Origin of the sequence: Obesumbacterium proteus (genome assembly GCF_001586165.1) — a bacterium.
GTDB lineage: Bacteria > Pseudomonadota > Gammaproteobacteria > Enterobacterales > Enterobacteriaceae > Hafnia > Hafnia protea.
The window spans coordinates 2,173,733-2,191,357 of the sequence record NZ_CP014608.1 but is presented as its reverse complement, the minus strand read 5'-3'; the positions used below and the strand labels follow the sequence as shown (position 1 = coordinate 2,191,357).

At 43.7% G+C, this 17,625-nt stretch carries 13 protein-coding genes, 2 tRNA genes and 1 pseudogene; 8 read left to right on the top strand and 8 right to left on the bottom strand.

Annotation, left to right across the window (positions count from 1 at the left end; all coding sequences use genetic code 11):
* Window positions 1-83: 83 nt before the first annotated feature.
* Both DSM2777_RS10260 and DSM2777_RS10255 read right to left on the bottom strand, forming a co-directional pair.
* Complete coding sequence (locus DSM2777_RS10260; RefSeq protein WP_061553889.1) at window positions 84-830, bottom strand: nucleoside/nucleotide kinase family protein; 747 nt, start codon at window positions 828-830, stop codon at window positions 84-86.
* 48 nt (window positions 831-878) lie between these two features.
* Window positions 879-1,592, bottom strand: a complete 714-nt coding sequence (locus DSM2777_RS10255; RefSeq protein WP_061553888.1) for a nucleoside/nucleotide kinase family protein — start codon at window positions 1,590-1,592, stop codon at window positions 879-881.
* A gap of 171 nt (window positions 1,593-1,763) precedes the next feature.
* Between DSM2777_RS10255 and DSM2777_RS10250 the strand changes: the two genes are divergently transcribed.
* Window positions 1,764-2,471, top strand: a complete 708-nt coding sequence (locus DSM2777_RS10250; protein ID WP_061553887.1) for a dTMP kinase — start codon at window positions 1,764-1,766, stop codon at window positions 2,469-2,471.
* Window positions 2,472-2,608: 137 nt separating this feature from the next.
* Here the strand turns inward: DSM2777_RS10250 and pitA are convergent.
* Both pitA and DSM2777_RS10240 read right to left on the bottom strand, forming a co-directional pair.
* Window positions 2,609-4,097: pseudogene (gene pitA, locus DSM2777_RS10245) on the bottom strand (inorganic phosphate transporter PitA).
* 352 nt (window positions 4,098-4,449) lie between these two features.
* Window positions 4,450-5,493 carry a LacI family DNA-binding transcriptional regulator gene (locus tag DSM2777_RS10240; RefSeq protein ID WP_061553886.1) on the bottom strand — a complete coding sequence of 348 codons (1,044 nt, stop codon included), beginning with the start codon at window positions 5,491-5,493 and terminating at the stop codon, window positions 4,450-4,452.
* A 478-nt stretch (window positions 5,494-5,971) separates the two neighbouring features.
* Between DSM2777_RS10240 and DSM2777_RS10235 the strand changes: the two genes are divergently transcribed.
* From DSM2777_RS10235 to DSM2777_RS10225, 3 genes are all read left to right on the top strand, one after another.
* Window positions 5,972-7,159, top strand: coding sequence for an ADP-ribosylglycohydrolase family protein (locus DSM2777_RS10235; protein ID WP_061553885.1), 1,188 nt, complete (start codon window positions 5,972-5,974; stop codon window positions 7,157-7,159).
* A gap of 180 nt (window positions 7,160-7,339) precedes the next feature.
* Window positions 7,340-8,821 carry a C4-dicarboxylate transporter DcuC gene (dcuC, locus tag DSM2777_RS10230; RefSeq protein WP_061553884.1) on the top strand — a complete coding sequence of 494 codons (1,482 nt, stop codon included), beginning with the start codon at window positions 7,340-7,342 and terminating at the stop codon, window positions 8,819-8,821.
* 179 nt (window positions 8,822-9,000) lie between these two features.
* Window positions 9,001-9,076 (top strand) — tRNA-Asn (locus tag DSM2777_RS10225).
* 84 nt (window positions 9,077-9,160) lie between these two features.
* On the opposite strand, the gene DSM2777_RS10220 is transcribed toward DSM2777_RS10225, so the two are convergent.
* Window positions 9,161-9,871 carry a dihydrofolate reductase family protein gene (locus tag DSM2777_RS10220; RefSeq protein WP_082790873.1) on the bottom strand — a complete coding sequence of 237 codons (711 nt, stop codon included), beginning with the start codon at window positions 9,869-9,871 and terminating at the stop codon, window positions 9,161-9,163.
* 261 nt (window positions 9,872-10,132) lie between these two features.
* Between DSM2777_RS10220 and DSM2777_RS10215 the strand changes: the two genes are divergently transcribed.
* Together DSM2777_RS10215 and DSM2777_RS10210 are read left to right on the top strand one after the other, a co-directional pair.
* Complete coding sequence (locus DSM2777_RS10215) at window positions 10,133-11,017, top strand: AraC family transcriptional regulator (protein ID WP_061553882.1); 885 nt, start codon at window positions 10,133-10,135, stop codon at window positions 11,015-11,017.
* Window positions 11,018-11,192: 175 nt separating this feature from the next.
* A tRNA-Asn gene (locus DSM2777_RS10210) sits at window positions 11,193-11,268 on the top strand.
* Window positions 11,269-11,453: 185 nt separating this feature from the next.
* Here the strand turns inward: DSM2777_RS10210 and tmaR are convergent.
* The 3 genes from tmaR to DSM2777_RS10195 all read right to left on the bottom strand — a co-directional run bounded on the left by tmaR (window position 11,454) and on the right by DSM2777_RS10195 (window position 14,840).
* Complete coding sequence (gene tmaR / locus DSM2777_RS10205; protein ID WP_025798203.1) at window positions 11,454-11,777, bottom strand: PTS system regulator TmaR; 324 nt, start codon at window positions 11,775-11,777, stop codon at window positions 11,454-11,456.
* 252 nt (window positions 11,778-12,029) lie between these two features.
* The gene (gndA, locus tag DSM2777_RS10200) at window positions 12,030-13,442 is read right to left on the bottom strand and encodes an NADP-dependent phosphogluconate dehydrogenase (RefSeq protein ID WP_061553881.1); all 1,413 of its coding nucleotides are present in this window, start codon (window positions 13,440-13,442) and stop codon (window positions 12,030-12,032) included.
* Between the two features lie 231 nt (window positions 13,443-13,673).
* Window positions 13,674-14,840: a nucleotide sugar dehydrogenase gene (locus DSM2777_RS10195; RefSeq protein WP_061553880.1), complete on the bottom strand. Its 1,167-nt coding sequence runs from the start codon at window positions 14,838-14,840 to the stop codon at window positions 13,674-13,676.
* Between the two features lie 158 nt (window positions 14,841-14,998).
* Between DSM2777_RS10195 and DSM2777_RS10190 the strand changes: the two genes are divergently transcribed.
* A complete protein-coding gene (locus DSM2777_RS10190) occupies window positions 14,999-15,979 on the top strand; it encodes an IS5-like element IS5 family transposase (protein WP_000019402.1) in 981 nt (326 codons plus the stop codon).
* 498 nt (window positions 15,980-16,477) lie between these two features.
* The gene (gene hns, locus DSM2777_RS10185; protein WP_046459616.1) at window positions 16,478-16,885 is read left to right on the top strand and encodes a histone-like nucleoid-structuring protein H-NS; all 408 of its coding nucleotides are present in this window, start codon (window positions 16,478-16,480) and stop codon (window positions 16,883-16,885) included.
* The last annotated feature ends 740 nt before the right edge of the window (window positions 16,886-17,625 follow it).

Here is a 17,625-nt window from a genome sequence, read left to right as displayed (position 1 = left end):
TAATCTAGAATTAGAGGAAATAATATTTACCACCTGAATTATGTTGGGTTTATATATAATTCAAAATGTAGCCAACTTAATTTTTATACAACCGTAGCACTCCTACGCTGTGAGGATATAGCAACTGAAGATGCGGCTTCTAATGCTTTTTCTAGCACCTCACTGTATGGTGCTCTGGAATCTAGCTCAAGTATTCGAGAGCCGTTATAACCAATCCGAGCCATAACGGAAATTTTATCACGCAATTCATCATAATCGTGATCAGGTTTGCGGGAAAAGGCAGTATCAATGTCGATATCAAGGCGAATTATTAACTCAGGGCGAATATGTGCAATTTTCTGATACATTACTCGCTCACGTTCTGCCAAGTAGCTTTTTATCCCTTCATTAACACGCTCAACGCCAATGCCTGGCCCATCATAGTGAAATCCTGAAATTTCAGCTTGCGGATAACGATCGCTAATGACCAAAACACCACTCTGCGCCAAATGTAATGCCTTTCGTAGATTTGCCCTACGCCGTAAAGAAAACCCAAACATAATCAGCGCAGCCCAGATTGCTGGAGATTGAGTGCTCATACTTTGTGTCTTAGAAGATTTGGCCGCTAAACGCCGCTCAAGCCATACACCAATAAAAGGCAAACGCTTAATTTTATCGCCATCCTCTCCAGAAACGAGCCCCAAATAACGCCGTTCTGTTACCCATTTTTCTCTAAGCTTTTTTACCAAATCGGCAGTTAATGTAGACTTACCTGTGCCATCACAGCCCACCACGGCAATAAGCCCAGGTATATACTCGGGTAGTTGTTCGTTTAATTTATCTATTTGCATACATTCAGTCATTCAATCTTAGAAGATGATCATAAGCCCAATTTTTGGCTATAAAAGAGAGGTTCGAATCGTGCTCAGTGATTTACTCAGAACAGTGTCAATTGACTCGCGCCCATCCAATTCAAGGATCGTCGCACCATTAAACGTAAGGTGTGGTGTAACCACGATCTTCTCATGCAAAACAGAAATCTTATGGTCTGGTTTACGGGAAAAGGCAGTATTCTCATCAATATCCAAACGAATTAATAATAATGGCAAATAAGAAGCCATCCAGTGATACAGTTTTATTTCACGCTGTCTCAAAGTTTGGACCCACCAACTACCACCTACCGTTTTTGCCAATTGTGGGCCATCAAAATGAAACCCTGGGACTTCTGCCTGAGGGTAGCGATCGGTAATGAGCAAATGCCCTTGCTGGCTTCTCGCCAACATTTTTCGAAACTTATATGCTCGCCAGCAAGAAAGCAGATAGATAGTCAATGCAGTTACATTATCTGGTGGTGCTGACGGACGTTCATGTACACAGTCTGCCTTTGCCCGCAAATAACGGCTAAATGGAATTCCAATAACCGGCAAACGCCCAATCCATTCGCCAATACGGCCTGAAGATTGCCCAAGATAGAATAATTCTGTTGGTATTTGTGAAGCTAGATTATTTACCAGATTGGTTGCTAAGGTCGATTTACCTGAACCATCACAACCAACTATAGCTATCACTCGAACAACAGCGCGATTAATAATTGGAGTATTCTGTTGACTCACGAAAAATCCAGTATCAAAGAAGTTATTGTATATTATCGGTTGAGTGCTCAGAATATATGCTCAGCATTGTTGTGACAATGCCTAAATGTGGCTTTATTTTTAATAAGACATTATTTTAAAGATATTAACAACAAAACATTCCATCCGGAAATTTAAATACAGGATGCATTTATGCAGTCAATAAATACCCCTATCATAGCTATTATTGGCAGTGATGGTTCTGGAAAGTCGACAGTTTGTGAGCACCTAATTAACTGTGTTCAAAAATATGGACCGGCAGTAAAAGTACATTTAGGAAAACAAGCTGGGAATGTAGAACGTGCTGTTATAAAACTGCCATTGATGGGGCATGCACTAAACAAAACGATTAAACACAATAAGGTCAAAAGCGCCAAAAAACTTCCAGGACCAATTCCTGCCTTAGTCATTATGTCTTTTGTTATCCGTCGACTATTGCGTTTTCGTCACATGCTAGCATGCCACCGGCGTGGTTTAATTGTTTTAGCAGATCGTTACCCTCAGATACAAATTCCAGGCGCTTATGACGGCACTGTATTCCCAGCCAATGTCACAGGTAGTCGCTTTGTTTTATGGCTAGCGGGTCTGGAGCGCTCATCATTTCACTGGATGGCGGGCCATAAACCCGATTTAGTGATTAAGCTCAACGTTGATCTTGATGTTGCCTGTAGTCGTAAGCCAGATCACCGCAGAGAAGCCCTAGCAAAGAAAATCGCCATAACACCACAGCTGACGTTTGATGGTTCTCAGCTTATTGATATTGATGCGAATAAACCGCTTGATGAAGTACTGATTGATGCAGAGAAAGCAATTACAAGCTTTATGGAAAATTGTGGCTATAGCAAATATACAAACAGATAACTAATCGATTGTTAGTCCTCATCAGCACATGAACGTTTACGCAACAACGCCCAGTCATTTGAACTGGGCGTTTGCTTATAGAAACCTGCATGGCTACGTACAAAACTGCGTTTCTGACTACTCTGCCTGCCGATTGCTTAGGTAAACTGCAACGCAATCCAGAATAATGTCCCAGACAAAAGAATCGCAGCGGGTAAAGTGAATACCCAAGCCATCAAAATATTGATCACTGTTTTTCGCTGTAATCCCCCACCATCAACTATCATCGTTCCCGCTACTGCAGAAGATAGGACATGAGTAGTAGAAACTGGCATACCTACATAGCTAGCAAGACCAATAGAAACCGCTGCAGTAATTTGTGCCGACATCCCTTGAGCATAGGTCATTCCCTGCTTGCCAATCTTTTCGCCAATGGTCGTTGCCACACGTTTCCATCCGATCATAGTGCCAATCCCTAGTGCCAGCGCAACAGCCATAATGATCCAGATCGGCGCATACTCAATGGTATTCAGCATGTCTGTTCTTAGTTTCTTTAGTAATTGTCGGTCATCACTACCTACGCTTGCCAATTTTGCCACATTCTCGGTGGTATCAGAGATACACAGCATGATCCGACGCAGCTGGCTACGCTGTGTCATGCTCAATTTGCTATAGTTGTCCATATCACCGGACAACATCGCTTTTACTCGGCTCAGCGCATCTATCGTGTTTGCAGGGTGGCAATGAAATTCTGCAAGATCTGCGCCTGACGGAATCGGCTGCGCTGCATCGGCAATTAACTTCAGCAGCTCCGGGTGTTGCTGGAAATAAGTCGCAAGATTACCGATAGCATCACGAGTCCGAGTAATCTCATAGCCTGAAGCATTCATATTCACTGCAAAACCTGCAGGTGCAATCCCAACAAGCACGAGCATAATCAGACCGATTCCCTTCTGACCATCATTCGCACCATGAGAGAACGCCACACCAGCAGCAGAAAGGATTAGAGCGATGCGTGTCCAAAACGGGGGTTTTTTCTTGCCCCCCTTCTTTTTTCGCTCGACAGGAACTCGATGGATACGGGCACGCTTTTTAGTTCCGCTCCAATATCGGAGTAACAAGAAAAGCAAGCTACCGGCGCATACTAAGCCCACAATTGGGGAAACGATTAGAGAGGCAAAAATATCTATTACCTTCGGTATATTCAGTGCATCTATTACTGATGTACCAGTCATAATTGCATTAGTTAAACCTATACCAATAATCGCCCCTATTAGAGTATGAGAACTGGATGCAGGTAAGCCGAAATACCAAGTACCCAGATTCCAAATAATCGCCGCTAATAACATAGAAAACACCATGGCAAGGCCATGCGAAGATCCCATATTAAGCAGTAAATCTGTTGGTAGCATATGAACGATGGCATAAGCAACACTTAACCCCCCCCAGAAGAACGCCAAAAAAGTTGAAAATAGCTGCCATAATAACAGCCAAATTCGGACGCATAGCGCGGGTATAGATAACGGTTGCTACCGCGTTCGCGGTATCATGAAACCCGTTAATTGCCTCATAAAACAATACAAAAATCAGAGCAAGAAATAACACAAGCTCGGTATATAAATCCAAACCAGAAAATAAATTTAGCATATGGGATATTGCGCCAACTTGAGAAAACGACTGTCGTTATTATCAGTGACTTTATCGGTATGGAAAAGTGAAATGTCTATTTTTATCAATAAACACTCACTATTTCGATACAAGCATTTAGTTAACACATTTAATTACAAGGAATAATTTATCACTATTATTTTACGTCTCAACTTACATTGATGGATTTATACTTTATTTCTATTTTTTATTTTAAAAAATTCAAAAATTATATTTTGCAAAAAAAAAATAATACTTTCATTGCGACATTCTCTCTAATTTCCTTCGGAGGTGTCGCATTAGGCATATTTGATTAACCGATAATACTGATTAACGGCCATTCAGCGGTCAATCATCTATTAATCTCATTTTGCCGATACAAATCAGCTACCGAATCTCTCTCAATGAGTTGGCACGGCAAATGGATTCTACCATGTTCGGAATGTCCTTCTATTTCATCAAGTAAGCATACCATCGCAGTCTCGCCAATTTGGCGGCTAGGTTTCTTAATCGTGGTTAAACCTGGCATTGAAAACATTCCTGCAGGGATACCATCGAACCCAAGAATGGAGACATCTTCATTGCAGCGTAAGCCAGCCTTACGCACCGCCATCATTGCACCTAGCGCCATCAAGTCATTGGCTGCAAAAACAGCTCGGTGCTTTTCCTTTCTAGCGTTCAATTCAAGTAGACGACTCATCGCTTGGAATCCGCCTTCGACCGTATAATCAGCGTCTTCAATAGTAACAAGTTCAGGATCCATATCACGAGCGATGCAATAGTCAGTAACCGCACGCAAGAAACGAATTCTTGCCAAACGCGATCTCGGTCCCATGATTAATGACGGCAAAGCATGCCCTCTTTCTGCAAACGCTTGAAGCCCTAGATTAACACCTTGTTTAATATCAGAACCCACACTGGAAATTTCAGGAAAACGCTCAGCGCTTGAGCCGAGAAAAACCAACGGCATACCAAAAAAATCAATCGAATCGAAATTATCTGCGACGGGGTTGATAATCGCTCCATCAACGCGGGCCTGACGTATCGCCTGCAGGTGCGCAGCTTCCTTTGCAACATCCCAGTCAGATGAAAAAACCAGCAGCGAAAACCCTTTCTTGATGGCCTGATCTTGCGCGCCTCGCGTTACCTCAGCCCAGAAAGGGTTGGTTATATCGGGAATAACTATCGCCAGCAATCCTGTACGCCCAGAACGCATCCCTACCGCAAGCCGATTACGCTCATAGCCTAATGCAGCAACAGCTTTCAGCACACGCGCTCGTGCATCATCCGAAACGTTAATTTTCCCTTCTAAAACTCTGGCCACCGTACTTTTCGAGACGTTCGCTTGTTTTGCCACATCAACAATCGTTGCTCTTCGCTGCGCTACTCCCTTCAACTACCCCTCCTTTTCATCAGTTACACAAATGCATTAAAACATTATGGGAACGTTATCATATGCAAGTCGATTAAATTTGTGATCGGCACCACTCACTGCAATTTTGATGAAAAAAAGCGCTTGAAAGCGCAATTTGGCAGGAGTAGCGTCTCGGTAAATTTACAGGAGATCGGCATAACAGTCGATTAGAACGGGAGAGAGAGATACCAATGACCATAATTTTAAACACTCACGTTTCATCATTCATGATTTACCTTTTCGGCTTTTTTCTGAGCCCAAAATGAGAACGTTCTCATTGATAGCTAAACGGGATATTTCTCTCTTTAACATGCCTTTAAATGAGAACGTTACCATGACTAACTGATGAAAATTTTACGTTCTTATCTCAGCGAATAAACCCATGAAAATTGATGCTCATTCATAAACAAAATTATTAACTCACTATGCATATTTACTCGCAACCAAAGGACTCTTAGAAATGACGACAACAGTTGGTAGTCTCTCTTTAAACGGCCGCATCCGTGCAATGATGTTTGGCGTTGCTTATGGTGATGCCATTGGTGCAACCGTGGAAAAACTTTCGGCAGCAGAAATCAGCGAGCGCTACGGTCGAGTAACGTCCATTGATATGGAGTGGCATCGTATGGGGCAAAGCTCTACCGCTCGAAATGGGCGTGTACGCGGAGGTGGGATCATTACTGATGATACGTTGATGACAATGTGCTTGATGTCTATATACAACGATACCCAACGTCATTTGGATGCATGGGACATGGCCGCAGGAATGGTGCGCGAAATTGCTTGGACACCTCGCTGGGTTCCAGAATTGCAGCGCGAAGCCATGTTGATTGAACGGCTATTTTATCCAGAAAAATGGATTTTCCAGCGTCATCAGCTCTCTGCTTGCGATCCTCGTCTTGGTGGCGTTGGTAACATGGTCAACTGCGGTGCGGCGATGTACATTGCCCCTATTGGTGCCATTAACGCTTGCGACCCAAAAGCAGCCTATGATGAGGCTATTGCTTTCGCCTCTGGCCACCAGCAAAGTTTTGGCTTAGAAGCCGCAGGCGTGCTTGCTGCCGCCGTTGCAGCAGCATTTGTACCAGGGACGACGCTTGATAAAGTTATCCAAGAAGCGATTGCGGTTGCCAAAGATGGCACCCAAAAAGCAATTATTGAAATTGTTGATGCAGCCCGTCGTTTAAAAGGCGCGGAGTACACGGACATTGTAGAAGAATTCCACAATATCATTGGTAAATACTCCCCAATGGGCGACGATGTTGTACACTCAGTGCAAAAAGCGGGTCGCGCTACCGATGCATATTGTCCTTCACGTCTCAATTCAATTGAAGAACTTCCTATCGCCCTTGGTTTTGCCGTTATTAACGAAGGTGACTTCTACAAAACGATTCAGGATGGAATTAACTCAGGTCGTGACACCGATTCTATTGGTGTGATGACTGGCGCTATTTTAGGCGCACTTCAGGGCGAGGACGTTATCGATCAAGCAATAGCCTCACAGCTTAATCGTGTTAATAAATTCGATCTATTTATAACTGCCGATACTTTCACGGATACCGTGATTGATATTCAGAATAAAGATTCTCAACGCGACATTGAAAAAACAACAGCAAGAAAAAATCTTGCCTTAGCCTTATCTAAATAATAATAAATAAACGATTTCTCAGTTTTTCAAACTGCAGATAATCCTGTGTGCTCGGTCAGGAATCATTAAATAACATTACCTTGAAGGCTTTATTAACAAGGCAATATTAAACTTTCATAGGAAATGACAGTTCGATTTATCTGGCCGCAGCACCAGTAGATTTTCATAGGAGAATAATAAATGACTATGGCGAATGATTACAAGAAACCAAATTACAAGAGCATATATATGCTCACACTAGGCATACCTATTATATTAGCCGCAATATATTTTGGTTTTGGCATTAGCGCATTTTGTTTATCTGTTTCTGTTGTAGTAGTCGCCCTTATTGCTAAGGGAATTTTAGATGATATCTACCCGCAGGCTATCATCTTAATTGGTGGCATTGCTCTACTGCTGATAGTCGCTTTCATGCTTCCGGGGGCTCCTTTAGTCAAAGAAACATCAGGCTCTAGGCTCATCGATATCTTCGGCTCCATGAAATCTATCTTTGCCACAAATATGAGCGGCCTTGGTCTGATTATCATGATCATTGCAGGGTTTTCCCGCTATATGCAGGAAATCGGGGCATCACAAAAACTGGTAGAAATTTCAGTAAAACCTTTAGGTGTTTTAAAATCAAAGTATATTGTATTAGGCAGCTGTTTTGTTCTGATTCAAATTTTAGCGATCTTCATTACCAGCCCGTCGGGACTATCGTTGCTACTGATGTCAACGCTGTATCCTATTCTGCGATCTATTGGTTGTAGTAAAGGTGCGGTAGCCGCTGTTATTGCCAGTATCTGTATTAACTACGGCCCAGCTGAGGTCGGTACTATTTTAATATCCCAACTTGCAAATCATGATTTATTCTCGTTATTTTTGAAAGTTCAACTACCGATGGTGATTGTTGTCTTCCCATTCATTGGTATTCTGCACATGATCATGCAAAAATATTGGGATGAAAAAGAGAAGAAAAACGTTAATAATGAGGAAGATTACGCATTCGACAACAAAGAGATGCCACCAAAACCATTGTTCTATGCATTTTTCCCTGTGCTGCCATTAGTTTTATTATTCTGCGGTTCACAGTTGATGCAAGATTTTTTACCACCAGCCTACCATGTTAACATCGACATTATTTCTGCTTTGTTAATTTCGTTTTTCCTTGCTTTTTCCTGTGAATTTATCCGCAACCGTAACATCAAAGAGTCAGCAAATCAGATTAAATTCTTGTTCGAACAAATGGGTACCTCATTAAGTTCTATTGTATCCATAATGTTATGCGCACAGGTATTGGCTGAAGGCCTGATTAAAATCGGCTTTGTGAATATCTTATTCTCTTCGCTACCGGCAGGCGCTCATACAGAATTAATGATGGTGGCATTCTTCTCATTCTTTATCTTTGTCAGCATCGTGATTTTAGGCAGCTCATCGACCTTTAATGCTTTTGCACCATTTGCAGCTGAAATGGCTAAAGCGGGTGGCGTATCTGCAACAAAGGTTCTGCTTTCAATGTATTACTCAGCGGGTTTCGGCCGTGCTTTCTCGCCAATTGCAGGTTTCATTATCGCCGTTTCAGGCTTAGTTGGCCTCAAGCCTTATGATTTGATTAAGCGTAACGCGGTTCAGCTTGCTTGCGGCTATGCTCTTTCGCTAGTTATCACGTATTTTATTGCTTAACCGCTTCTTTGGTTCTAGGGGCTTCCGAAAACGGACATTGGAAGCCCTAACCACGCCAGTCATTCAAAACAGTCAAAATATCAACAAGATGAACGTAAGTTAAGCAAACAAATTTTTTTTCAACTTTAACACTTTACAGCACTCTGACAGATCGCTAATATTCGCCTCGTTCAAACGATTCCTCTGTAGTTCAGTCGGTAGAACGGCGGACTGTTAATCCGTATGTCACTGGTTCGAGTCCAGTCAGAGGAGCCAAATTTAACGCCTTGCATTTCGAAAGAAATGCGAGGCGTTTTTTATTTCTAGGCTTGAAACCTCATTTTGCATAAGCGTAACAAATTAAATCTTGTGGAACTTATATTGCATCCACACCATCCCATCCTGAAGGGTTTCCACTGATTTAAGCTCCAGCGCCTGACCTGCAGCTGGGAGTTCGTCAGCTTTTCCACGATATTCAAAAATAGATGACACGCCAGAAAGACCATCAATGCCTGGGTAAATAAGCAGACTCAAAGCATCCAGCAGACCTGCTTTTAGGAAAGTACCGTTTATCGTTCCTCCCCCTTCCAAGCGCAGATGCGTAAAGCCGAAATCACAACCGAGCACATCCATTGCCTTCGCCATATCTTGGCCATCAGCGCCAGCAAAAACCCAAGAAACATTGCATTCACGCAGATGCGCTAGGTAACGGTCAGAAACCTGCTTATTCAGCAAAGCTATAAAATGATAGTCGGAGTTCTTTTCATACATCACTTTTCCGTTTGGATCGGTAACAATGAAAATCCGTTTATCTGAACGTGGAGCATTGTAATTTTCATGACTTTGCGTTGGCGCTTCGCCATGATGCTCAAAACTGCCCAATGTCAGAAATTCTTGCAAAGTTACTCGGCCAAGAATAGTCGCTTCCCCACCTACCTGTTCAGCCACGCGGAAATAGATATCTAAAACTTCATCTGTGGTCTTGCCGTTAAATGGCTGGCTATAACGCGTAGTCACCAAACGACCATCGACGGTAGCTTCCATATGAACAGTAATTTGTGGTTTCATCATGCGTTCCTAATTTCATAATAATAGCACGCAGGTGACTCGCTGATTTTCTGTTTGCTCAGCACCCGGTCCCATATAAAGGCTCAATATCGACTGATACAAGCGCTTTCAACGAAGAGAAATACTATCGTTCGGCATTGAGAATGTAATGCCCGATACAGGCAAATCATTGCCCAATTCTCTCACCTCATAGGCAGAGCATTTGTATTCCGAATCAGTCGCCTTTATGCTGAACACTTGAAATATTTTCGTGCAACTAATGTGATGAAAACAATTTACGGCCACTTAAAACAACGACTGCAAGATTTACTTCCTGCTACAGGCAAAACGAGTTCATCAATTAATGGGCTTGAGCTCATCCGACGCGACCGCGCTGCACGCGATGAAAGCTGCATATACCAGCCAGTGATTGAGTTTATTGTGCAAGGACAGATGGAATCACTGACCGGCAATGAACGGCTGGAGTATGGTGAAGGCCAGATTATGGTCACTGGCATCGATGCCCCCTGCATCATTAATGATATTAAGGTTGCGGTTGATGCCCCTTTTCTCTGCATCGATCTTATTTTGGACTTGCCATTAATTACTGAGATATCGGTAAATATGGGAACAATCAACCCATGTAATTCACATAAGGGAATTTGTGTCATTCCGTCTACACCAGAGATAGCCGATGCCTTTTTGAGACTAATTCATCTGTTAAATACGCCGCAGCACATCGAGGTGCTTGCCCCTTTGATCATACGCGAAATCCACTATTACCTGCTCATTGGAGAGATGGGGGAATATTTACGCGCTCTTGCGACCGAAGGCTCTCATAACCAGAGAGTGGCAAAATCTGTCAGTTGGCTGCGAGATAACTTTCTCGCCCCGCTGGATATTGATCAACTCGCCAACCTAGCGCATATGTCGGTTTCCACCTTCCACCGCCATTTTCGTAAAGTCACCTCGTTTAGTCCTCTGCAATTCCAAAAATGCCTACGCCTATATGAAGCTCAACGGCTGATGCTCGTTGAAAACATTGATGGTACTACGGCTGCGTTTCAGGTCGGATACGAAAGCGCATCCCAGTTCAACCGTGAGTACAAGCGAGAATTTGGCAATCCTCCACAGCGTGATATTGATCGAATGCGTATCGTCAGTGTTTAGCGCCGTGCAACCGTTGCAGCGGTATTGCAGTTAAACCGCAATTTTGGCAAAAAACATGCGACAACCTGCTAAAAAAACAACATTTTGCTGATTTGCTAAACAAACGATTCGGATATTTGTTTTTGCGCTTTACAAGGTAGGGCAAGCTCGCTAATATTCGCCTCGTTCAAACGATTCCTCTGTAGTTCAGTCGGTAGAACGGCGGACTGTTAATCCGTATGTCACTGGTTCGAGTCCAGTCAGAGGAGCCATATTTAAGAAACCTGCTTAGGAAACTAAGCGGGTTTTTTGCTTTTCATCGAACGAAATTTTATTAACAGAACCCATACGCAGAATGAGTCTTCGACGCGAACAAGATTTGGTGACCGTGGTTTGAAGGGGTTACCAGCATTTGGAGTGCAGGCAGAGCGAGATGCCCTGCCTGTGAGATAGGATCTTATTTAGCTTCGCCTTCGCCTAACGCTTTAAGCTTCTTAGAAAGCTCACGACGCTCTTTAGACAGGTCGGCGTTCTTGATGATGTAGTCATCAACACGATCTTCGTAGTTGCCACGCATATCGGCAATAATCGCCTGAATCGCTTCAACACTCATACCTGGCTTGATATATTCGCTCAGATTGTCTAACAGCAATACGCGTTTCTGGTTATCACGGATTTTTTTCTCATTATCCACGATTTCGCGCTGCAGCTTATTTTTACGGCGGAACATACGCACAAATTCCAGAACGTTTTGGAAAGTCGGCTTATTCACATTTTCCATCTTGATACCTTTGCTTAAGTAGAAAACTTCAAATCAGGCTGTGACTAACAAGATACCGTTTCACGGCTTCGAGGTATAGCCTCTCACTATTCTTATATTACCCAGTTTAGCTACTCGGCAACATGATAAAAACACCTCGAACAGTGAATAAAGATGACTAAATGCTGCAATTTCGCGCAAATGCATCGATCTTGAACGAAAAAAATCCGGGCAAGCCCGGATCTTGGTTTCTACATTTAGATGCGCAGAATATTAGTCTTGCAACCACTCAGTGTGGAATACACCTTCTTTATCAGTGCGCTTGTAGGTGTGCGCACCAAAGTAGTCGCGCTGAGCCTGAATCAGATTAGCCGGCAGCACTGCTGAGCGATAGCTATCGTAGTAGGAAATCGCCGCAGAGAAAGTTGGCGTTGGGATACCGTTCTGTACAGCGTAGGACACGACGTCACGCAGTGCTTGCTGATATTCATCAGCAACTTTCTTGAAGTACGGAGCCAGCAGCAGGTTTGCAATTGAGGCATCCTGCGCATAAGCATCAGTGATTTTCTGCAGGAACTGAGCACGAATAATGCAGCCCGCACGGAAAATTTTAGCGATCTCACCGTAGTTCAGATCCCAGCTGTATTCTTCTGATGCTGCACGCAGCTGAGAGAAGCCCTGCGCGTAAGAAACGATTTTGCCAAGGTACAGTGCGCGACGAACTTTCTCGACGAATTCTGCTTTATCACCGCTAAATACCTGAGCTTTCGGCCCAGATAGTACTTTGGATGCTGCAACGCGCTGATCTTTCAACGAGGAGATGTAGCGTGCAAACACTGATTCGGTGATCAGCGACAACGGTTCGCCCAAATCCAGAGAGCTCTGGCTGGTCCATTTACCGGTGCCTTTATTAGCGGCTTCGTCTAGGATCACATCAACCAGATATTTACCTTCTTCATCTTTTTTGGTGAAGATATCTTTGGTGATGTCGATTAGGTAGCTGTTCAGCTCGCCTTTATTCCATTCGGTAAAGGTCGTTGCCAGTTCATCGTTAGACAAATTCAAGCCGTGTTTCAGCAGAGAATACGCTTCAGCAATCAGCTGCATATCACCGTATTCGATACCGTTGTGAACCATTTTCACATAGTGACCAGCACCATCAGAACCGATGTAGGTTACGCATGCTTCACCGTCTTCTGCAACCGCTGCAATTTTCTTCAGGATAGGAGCAACCAGTTCATAGGCATGCTTCTGACCACCAGGCATGATAGATGGGCCTTTCAGTGCACCTTCTTCACCACCAGAAACACCGGTGCCAATGAAGTTAAAACCTTCGGCAGACAGTTCACGGTTACGACGAATAGTATCTTGGAAGAAGGTATTACCGCCATCGATCAGAATGTCGCCTTTTTCCAGATAAGGCTTCAGAGAATCGATAGTCTTATCGGTAGCTTCACCAGCCTTCACCATCAACAGGATACGACGAGGCTTCTCAAGGGATTCAACGAATTCCTGTACCGTGTAATAAGGTACTAAATTCTTGCCCGGGTTCTCAGCAACGACTTCGTCGGTCTTGTCCGTGGAACGGTTAAAGATGGATACGGTATAACCGCGGCTTTCGATGTTGAGCGCGAGGTTGCGCCCCATCACTGCCATACCGACAACGCCGATCTGTTGTTTGGACATTGGAAACTCCTGTCTAAGGGATGATACCTGCGAGGACTCTCCTCACAGCACATGTGTGGCAGCTATGTTAACTCAGCTTGCAGTTAATGGGATAGCGATTGATGCGATAGATGTTTCAAGCGTTCAGAAGGTGTACGCATACGTTTGCTAAAACTGGGAGTTTAAAATATAAAAAAAGCCCGCAAGCGGGCTTTTACATTTAGTTCACGAAATTACAGTGCTCACAAAGGATTAATCGCCACCGAAAAGGTCACGGGTATAGACTTTATCCGCCACATCCATCAACTGTTCGTCCATGCGGTTAGAGATAATAATGTCAGAGCGGGCTTTAAATGCATCCAGATCGCGCATCACTGGCGAGTTAAAGAAGCTATCTTCTTCCATCACCGGCTCATAGATCACTACCTCAACGCCTTTAGCCTTAATACGCTTCATAATCCCTTGAATCGACGACGCCCGGAAATTATCTGAACCGCTCTTCATGATCAAACGATAAATGCCTACCGTTTTAGGCTGGTGCGACAATATGGATTCGGCAATAAAATCTTTGCGTGTACGGTTCGCATCAACGATGGCGCCGATGAGATTATTCGGTACCGATGAATAGTTAGCGAGTAGCTGCTTGGTATCTTTAGGCAAGCAATAGCCACCATAGCCAAATGACGGATTATTATAGTGATTGCCAATACGCGGATCTAAACAAACCCCGTCAATAATCTGACGCGTGTTCAAACCAAGCGCTTCAGCATAGCTATCCAGCTCATTAAAGTAAGCCACACGCATAGCCAAATAGGTATTGGCAAATAGCTTAATAGCCTCCGCTTCAGTGGAGTCAGTGAAAAGCACCTGAATATCTTCTTTGATTGCGCCTTCAACTAGCAGTGCGGCGAATTTCTCTGCCCGCTCTGAACGTTCACCAATCACAATTCTTGATGGGTAAAGATTATCGTATAGCGCCCGCCCTTCACGTAAAAACTCAGGCGAGAAGAAAATGTTATCAATACCAAACTCTTCACGAATCTTCTGAGTGTAACCAACAGGTACCGTTGACTTAATCACCATTACCGCAGCAGGATTTATTGCCAATACATCTTTAATGACAGACTCAACCGATGTGGTGTTGAAATAGTTGGTTTTAGGATCGTAATCCGTCGGCGTTGCAATAATGACAAAATCAGCGCCTACATATGCATCTTTTTTATCGATGGTTGCACGGAAGTTGAGAGGCTTGTTGATCAGATAGTTTTCGATATCAGAATCAGAAATTGGCGATTTTTTCTGATTTAACAAATTAACTTTTGACTCGATAATATCTAAGGCAACAACCTCATGATGCTGAGAGATCAAAACACCGTTCGACAGCCCAACATAGCCTGTACCGCTGATTGCTATTTTCATCTTTGCCTATACGACAGAGTAGAGAGATTGTGCATACTCTACCCCGTTGCATACAGTCATGAATAGATGCAAATATCAATTCGTTGCTAAGGAAGGTGCGAACAAGTCCCTGATATGAGATCATGTTTGTCATCTGGAGCCATAGAACAGGGTTCATCATGAGTCATCAACTTACCTTCGCCGACAGTGAATTCAGCAGTAAGCGCCGTCAGACCAGAAAAGAGATTTTCTTGTCCCGCATGGAGCAGATTCTGCCATGGCAAAACATGGTGGAAGTCATCGAGCCGTTTTACCCCAAGGCTGGTAATGGCCGGCGACCTTATCCGCTGGAAACCATGCTACGCATTCACTGCATGCAGCATTGGTACAACCTGAGCGATGGCGCGATGGAAGATGCTCTGTACGAAATCGCCTCCATGCGTCTGTTTGCCCGGTTATCCCTGGATAGCGCCTTGCCGGATCGCACCACCATCATGAATTTCCGCCACCTGCTGGAGCAGCATCAACTGGCCCGCCAATTGTTCAAGACCATCAATCGCTGGCTGGCCGAAGCAGGCGTCATGATGACTCAAGGCACCTTGGTCGATGCCACCATCATTGAGGCACCCAGCTCGACCAAGAACAAAGAGCAGCAACGCGATCCGGAGATGCATCAGACCAAGAAAGGCAATCAGTGGCACTTTGGCATGAAGGCCCACATTGGTGTCGATGCCAAGAGTGGCCTGACCCACAGCCTAGTCACCACCGCGGCCAACGAGCATGACCTCAATCAGCTGGGTAATCTGCTGCATGGAGAGGAGCAATTTGTCTCAGCCGATGCCGGCTACCAAGGGGCGCCACAGCGCGAGGAGCTGGCCGAGGTGGATGTGGACTGGCTGATCGCCGAGCGCCCCGGCAAGGTAAGAACCTTGAAACAGCATCCACGCAAGAACAAAACGGCCATCAACATCGAATACATGAAAGCCAGCATCCGGGCCAAGGTGGAGCACCCATTTCGCATCATCAAGCGACAGTTCGGCTTCGTGAAAGCCAGATACAAGGGGTTGCTGAAAAACGATAACCAACTGGCGATGTTATTCACGCTGGCCAACCTGTTTCGGGCGGACCAAATGATACGTCAGTGGGAGAGATCTCACTAAAAACTGGGGATAACGCCTTAAATGGCGAAGAAACGGTCTAAATAGGCTGATTCAAGGCATTTACGGGAGAAAAAATCGGCTCAAACATGAAGAAATGAAATGACTGAGTCAGCCGAGAAGAATTTCCCCGCTTATTCGCACCTTCCCTAGTTTTTCCGATAATTCTCACCAGCTTTTGCCTTATATTTGCAATGTGGAGTGTGACCTCGCTTAAAGATTTGTAGATTTAATCAACAAAAAATATCCGACTTGAAACATAACAACGCCGTCAATACGATTATATTTTAATAGAGTTCGGTTTGGTGCTATAGCTGCTTTGAACTCCATGTTGTAATCTGAATAACAAGTAGCTATATTCGTTATAGTGTTTAAAGAAGCATTATTTGCTTATATTACGAAATATTTTGCTAATCTTACAAAATTCACTATTGCGTTAAATAAACTGGCACTCTATTATAATCGAGACGCCCCCCACCAATATAATTTGAGATTAGGACAATGAGCGAAGCATTAAAAATTCTGAACAACATCCGTACTCTTCGTGCTCAGGCTAGAGAATGTACTTTAGAAACTCTGGAAGAAATGCTGGAGAAGTTGGAAGTTGTTGTAAACGAACGTCGTGAAGAAGATAGTCAAGCACAAGCTGAGATCGAAGAACGTACTCGTAAATTACAGCAATACCGCGAAATGCTGATTGCTGACGGTATCGATCCTAATGAACTGCTGCAAAGCATGGCTGCAGGTAAAGTAGCGGGTAAAGCTAAACGCGCTGCACGCCCTGCAAAATACCAGTATGTTGACGAAAATGGCGAAACTAAAACCTGGACCGGCCAAGGCCGTACTCCTGCGGTGATTAAGCAAGCTATCGAAGAGCAAGGTAAATCTCTGGACGATTTCCTGCTGTAATTCTCTTCTGAACATTACGACAGTCTGTATAAATAGCCTCTTATGAGGCTATTTTTTTATCCATAATTTGCGAATGGACTTATGCTTCTAAACTCTTTCGTATAACCATTCATTCTATGCACACAAATAAATTCGGTTTTTAAAATCCACCTGATTAGCTGGCCTCGAGTGAGCCTACAGCAAGATACGATGTGCAGTAACAATATGGATGAGAAAACGCCGTCAGCGCTACACATCCTCTTCTGTGAATGCACATTGGCACTCCTACATGGCTGTAGGACTTATCTTTCACGCCGTAGTCATTTTCGTAATTCCCTCTTCTAGATTAATTTCTTATCGCTGTGTAGGGTCGGTAGCAGATGATAACCATGCATTTTAAATACCTTAAATTGATAGTAAACATCTGAGTAATAAACAACAGTAACTATGGCTATATTGATATAATCAATCTTCAGCAAAGTTAATATTTTTTTGATTTACTCGCACGTATATACCACAAACAAGGTATGGGATTGTTCCCGTGTAGCCTTAATTCAAGATAAATCCCTTCGGCCGAGGTAGTATTATTAAAAAAGGCTTATCTGTTGATCTTTTCATGGTATCCCTTTAGAAGGCTTGAAAAGCAAGGGAGAGAAGATTTAAATCCGAGGGTCACGTGTAGTCATTATTTGATGAGATTCATATTTGGGTTATCTCACAATGCTAAGATAACTCGCATAAAAAAAGGATGCCGAAGCATC

Coding starts and splice junctions, on each gene's coding strand:
- hns (WP_046459616.1), top strand. CDS start 16,478: ATGAGCGAAGCATTAAAAATTCTGAACAACATCCGTACTCTTCGTGCT.
- DSM2777_RS10195 (WP_061553880.1), bottom strand. CDS start 14,840: ATGAAAATAGCAATCAGCGGTACAGGCTATGTTGGGCTGTCGAACGGT.
- DSM2777_RS10190 (WP_000019402.1), top strand. CDS start 14,999: ATGAGTCATCAACTTACCTTCGCCGACAGTGAATTCAGCAGTAAGCGC.
- DSM2777_RS10235 (WP_061553885.1), top strand. CDS start 5,972: ATGACGACAACAGTTGGTAGTCTCTCTTTAAACGGCCGCATCCGTGCA.
- DSM2777_RS10250 (WP_061553887.1), top strand. CDS start 1,764: ATGCAGTCAATAAATACCCCTATCATAGCTATTATTGGCAGTGATGGT.
- DSM2777_RS10260 (WP_061553889.1), bottom strand. CDS start 830: ATGCAAATAGATAAATTAAACGAACAACTACCCGAGTATATACCTGGG.
- DSM2777_RS10220 (WP_082790873.1), bottom strand. CDS start 9,871: ATGATGAAACCACAAATTACTGTTCATATGGAAGCTACCGTCGATGGT.
- gndA (WP_061553881.1), bottom strand. CDS start 13,442: ATGTCCAAACAACAGATCGGCGTTGTCGGTATGGCAGTGATGGGGCGC.
- tmaR (WP_025798203.1), bottom strand. CDS start 11,777: ATGGAAAATGTGAATAAGCCGACTTTCCAAAACGTTCTGGAATTTGTG.
- DSM2777_RS10215 (WP_061553882.1), top strand. CDS start 10,133: ATGAAAACAATTTACGGCCACTTAAAACAACGACTGCAAGATTTACTT.
- dcuC (WP_061553884.1), top strand. CDS start 7,340: ATGACTATGGCGAATGATTACAAGAAACCAAATTACAAGAGCATATAT.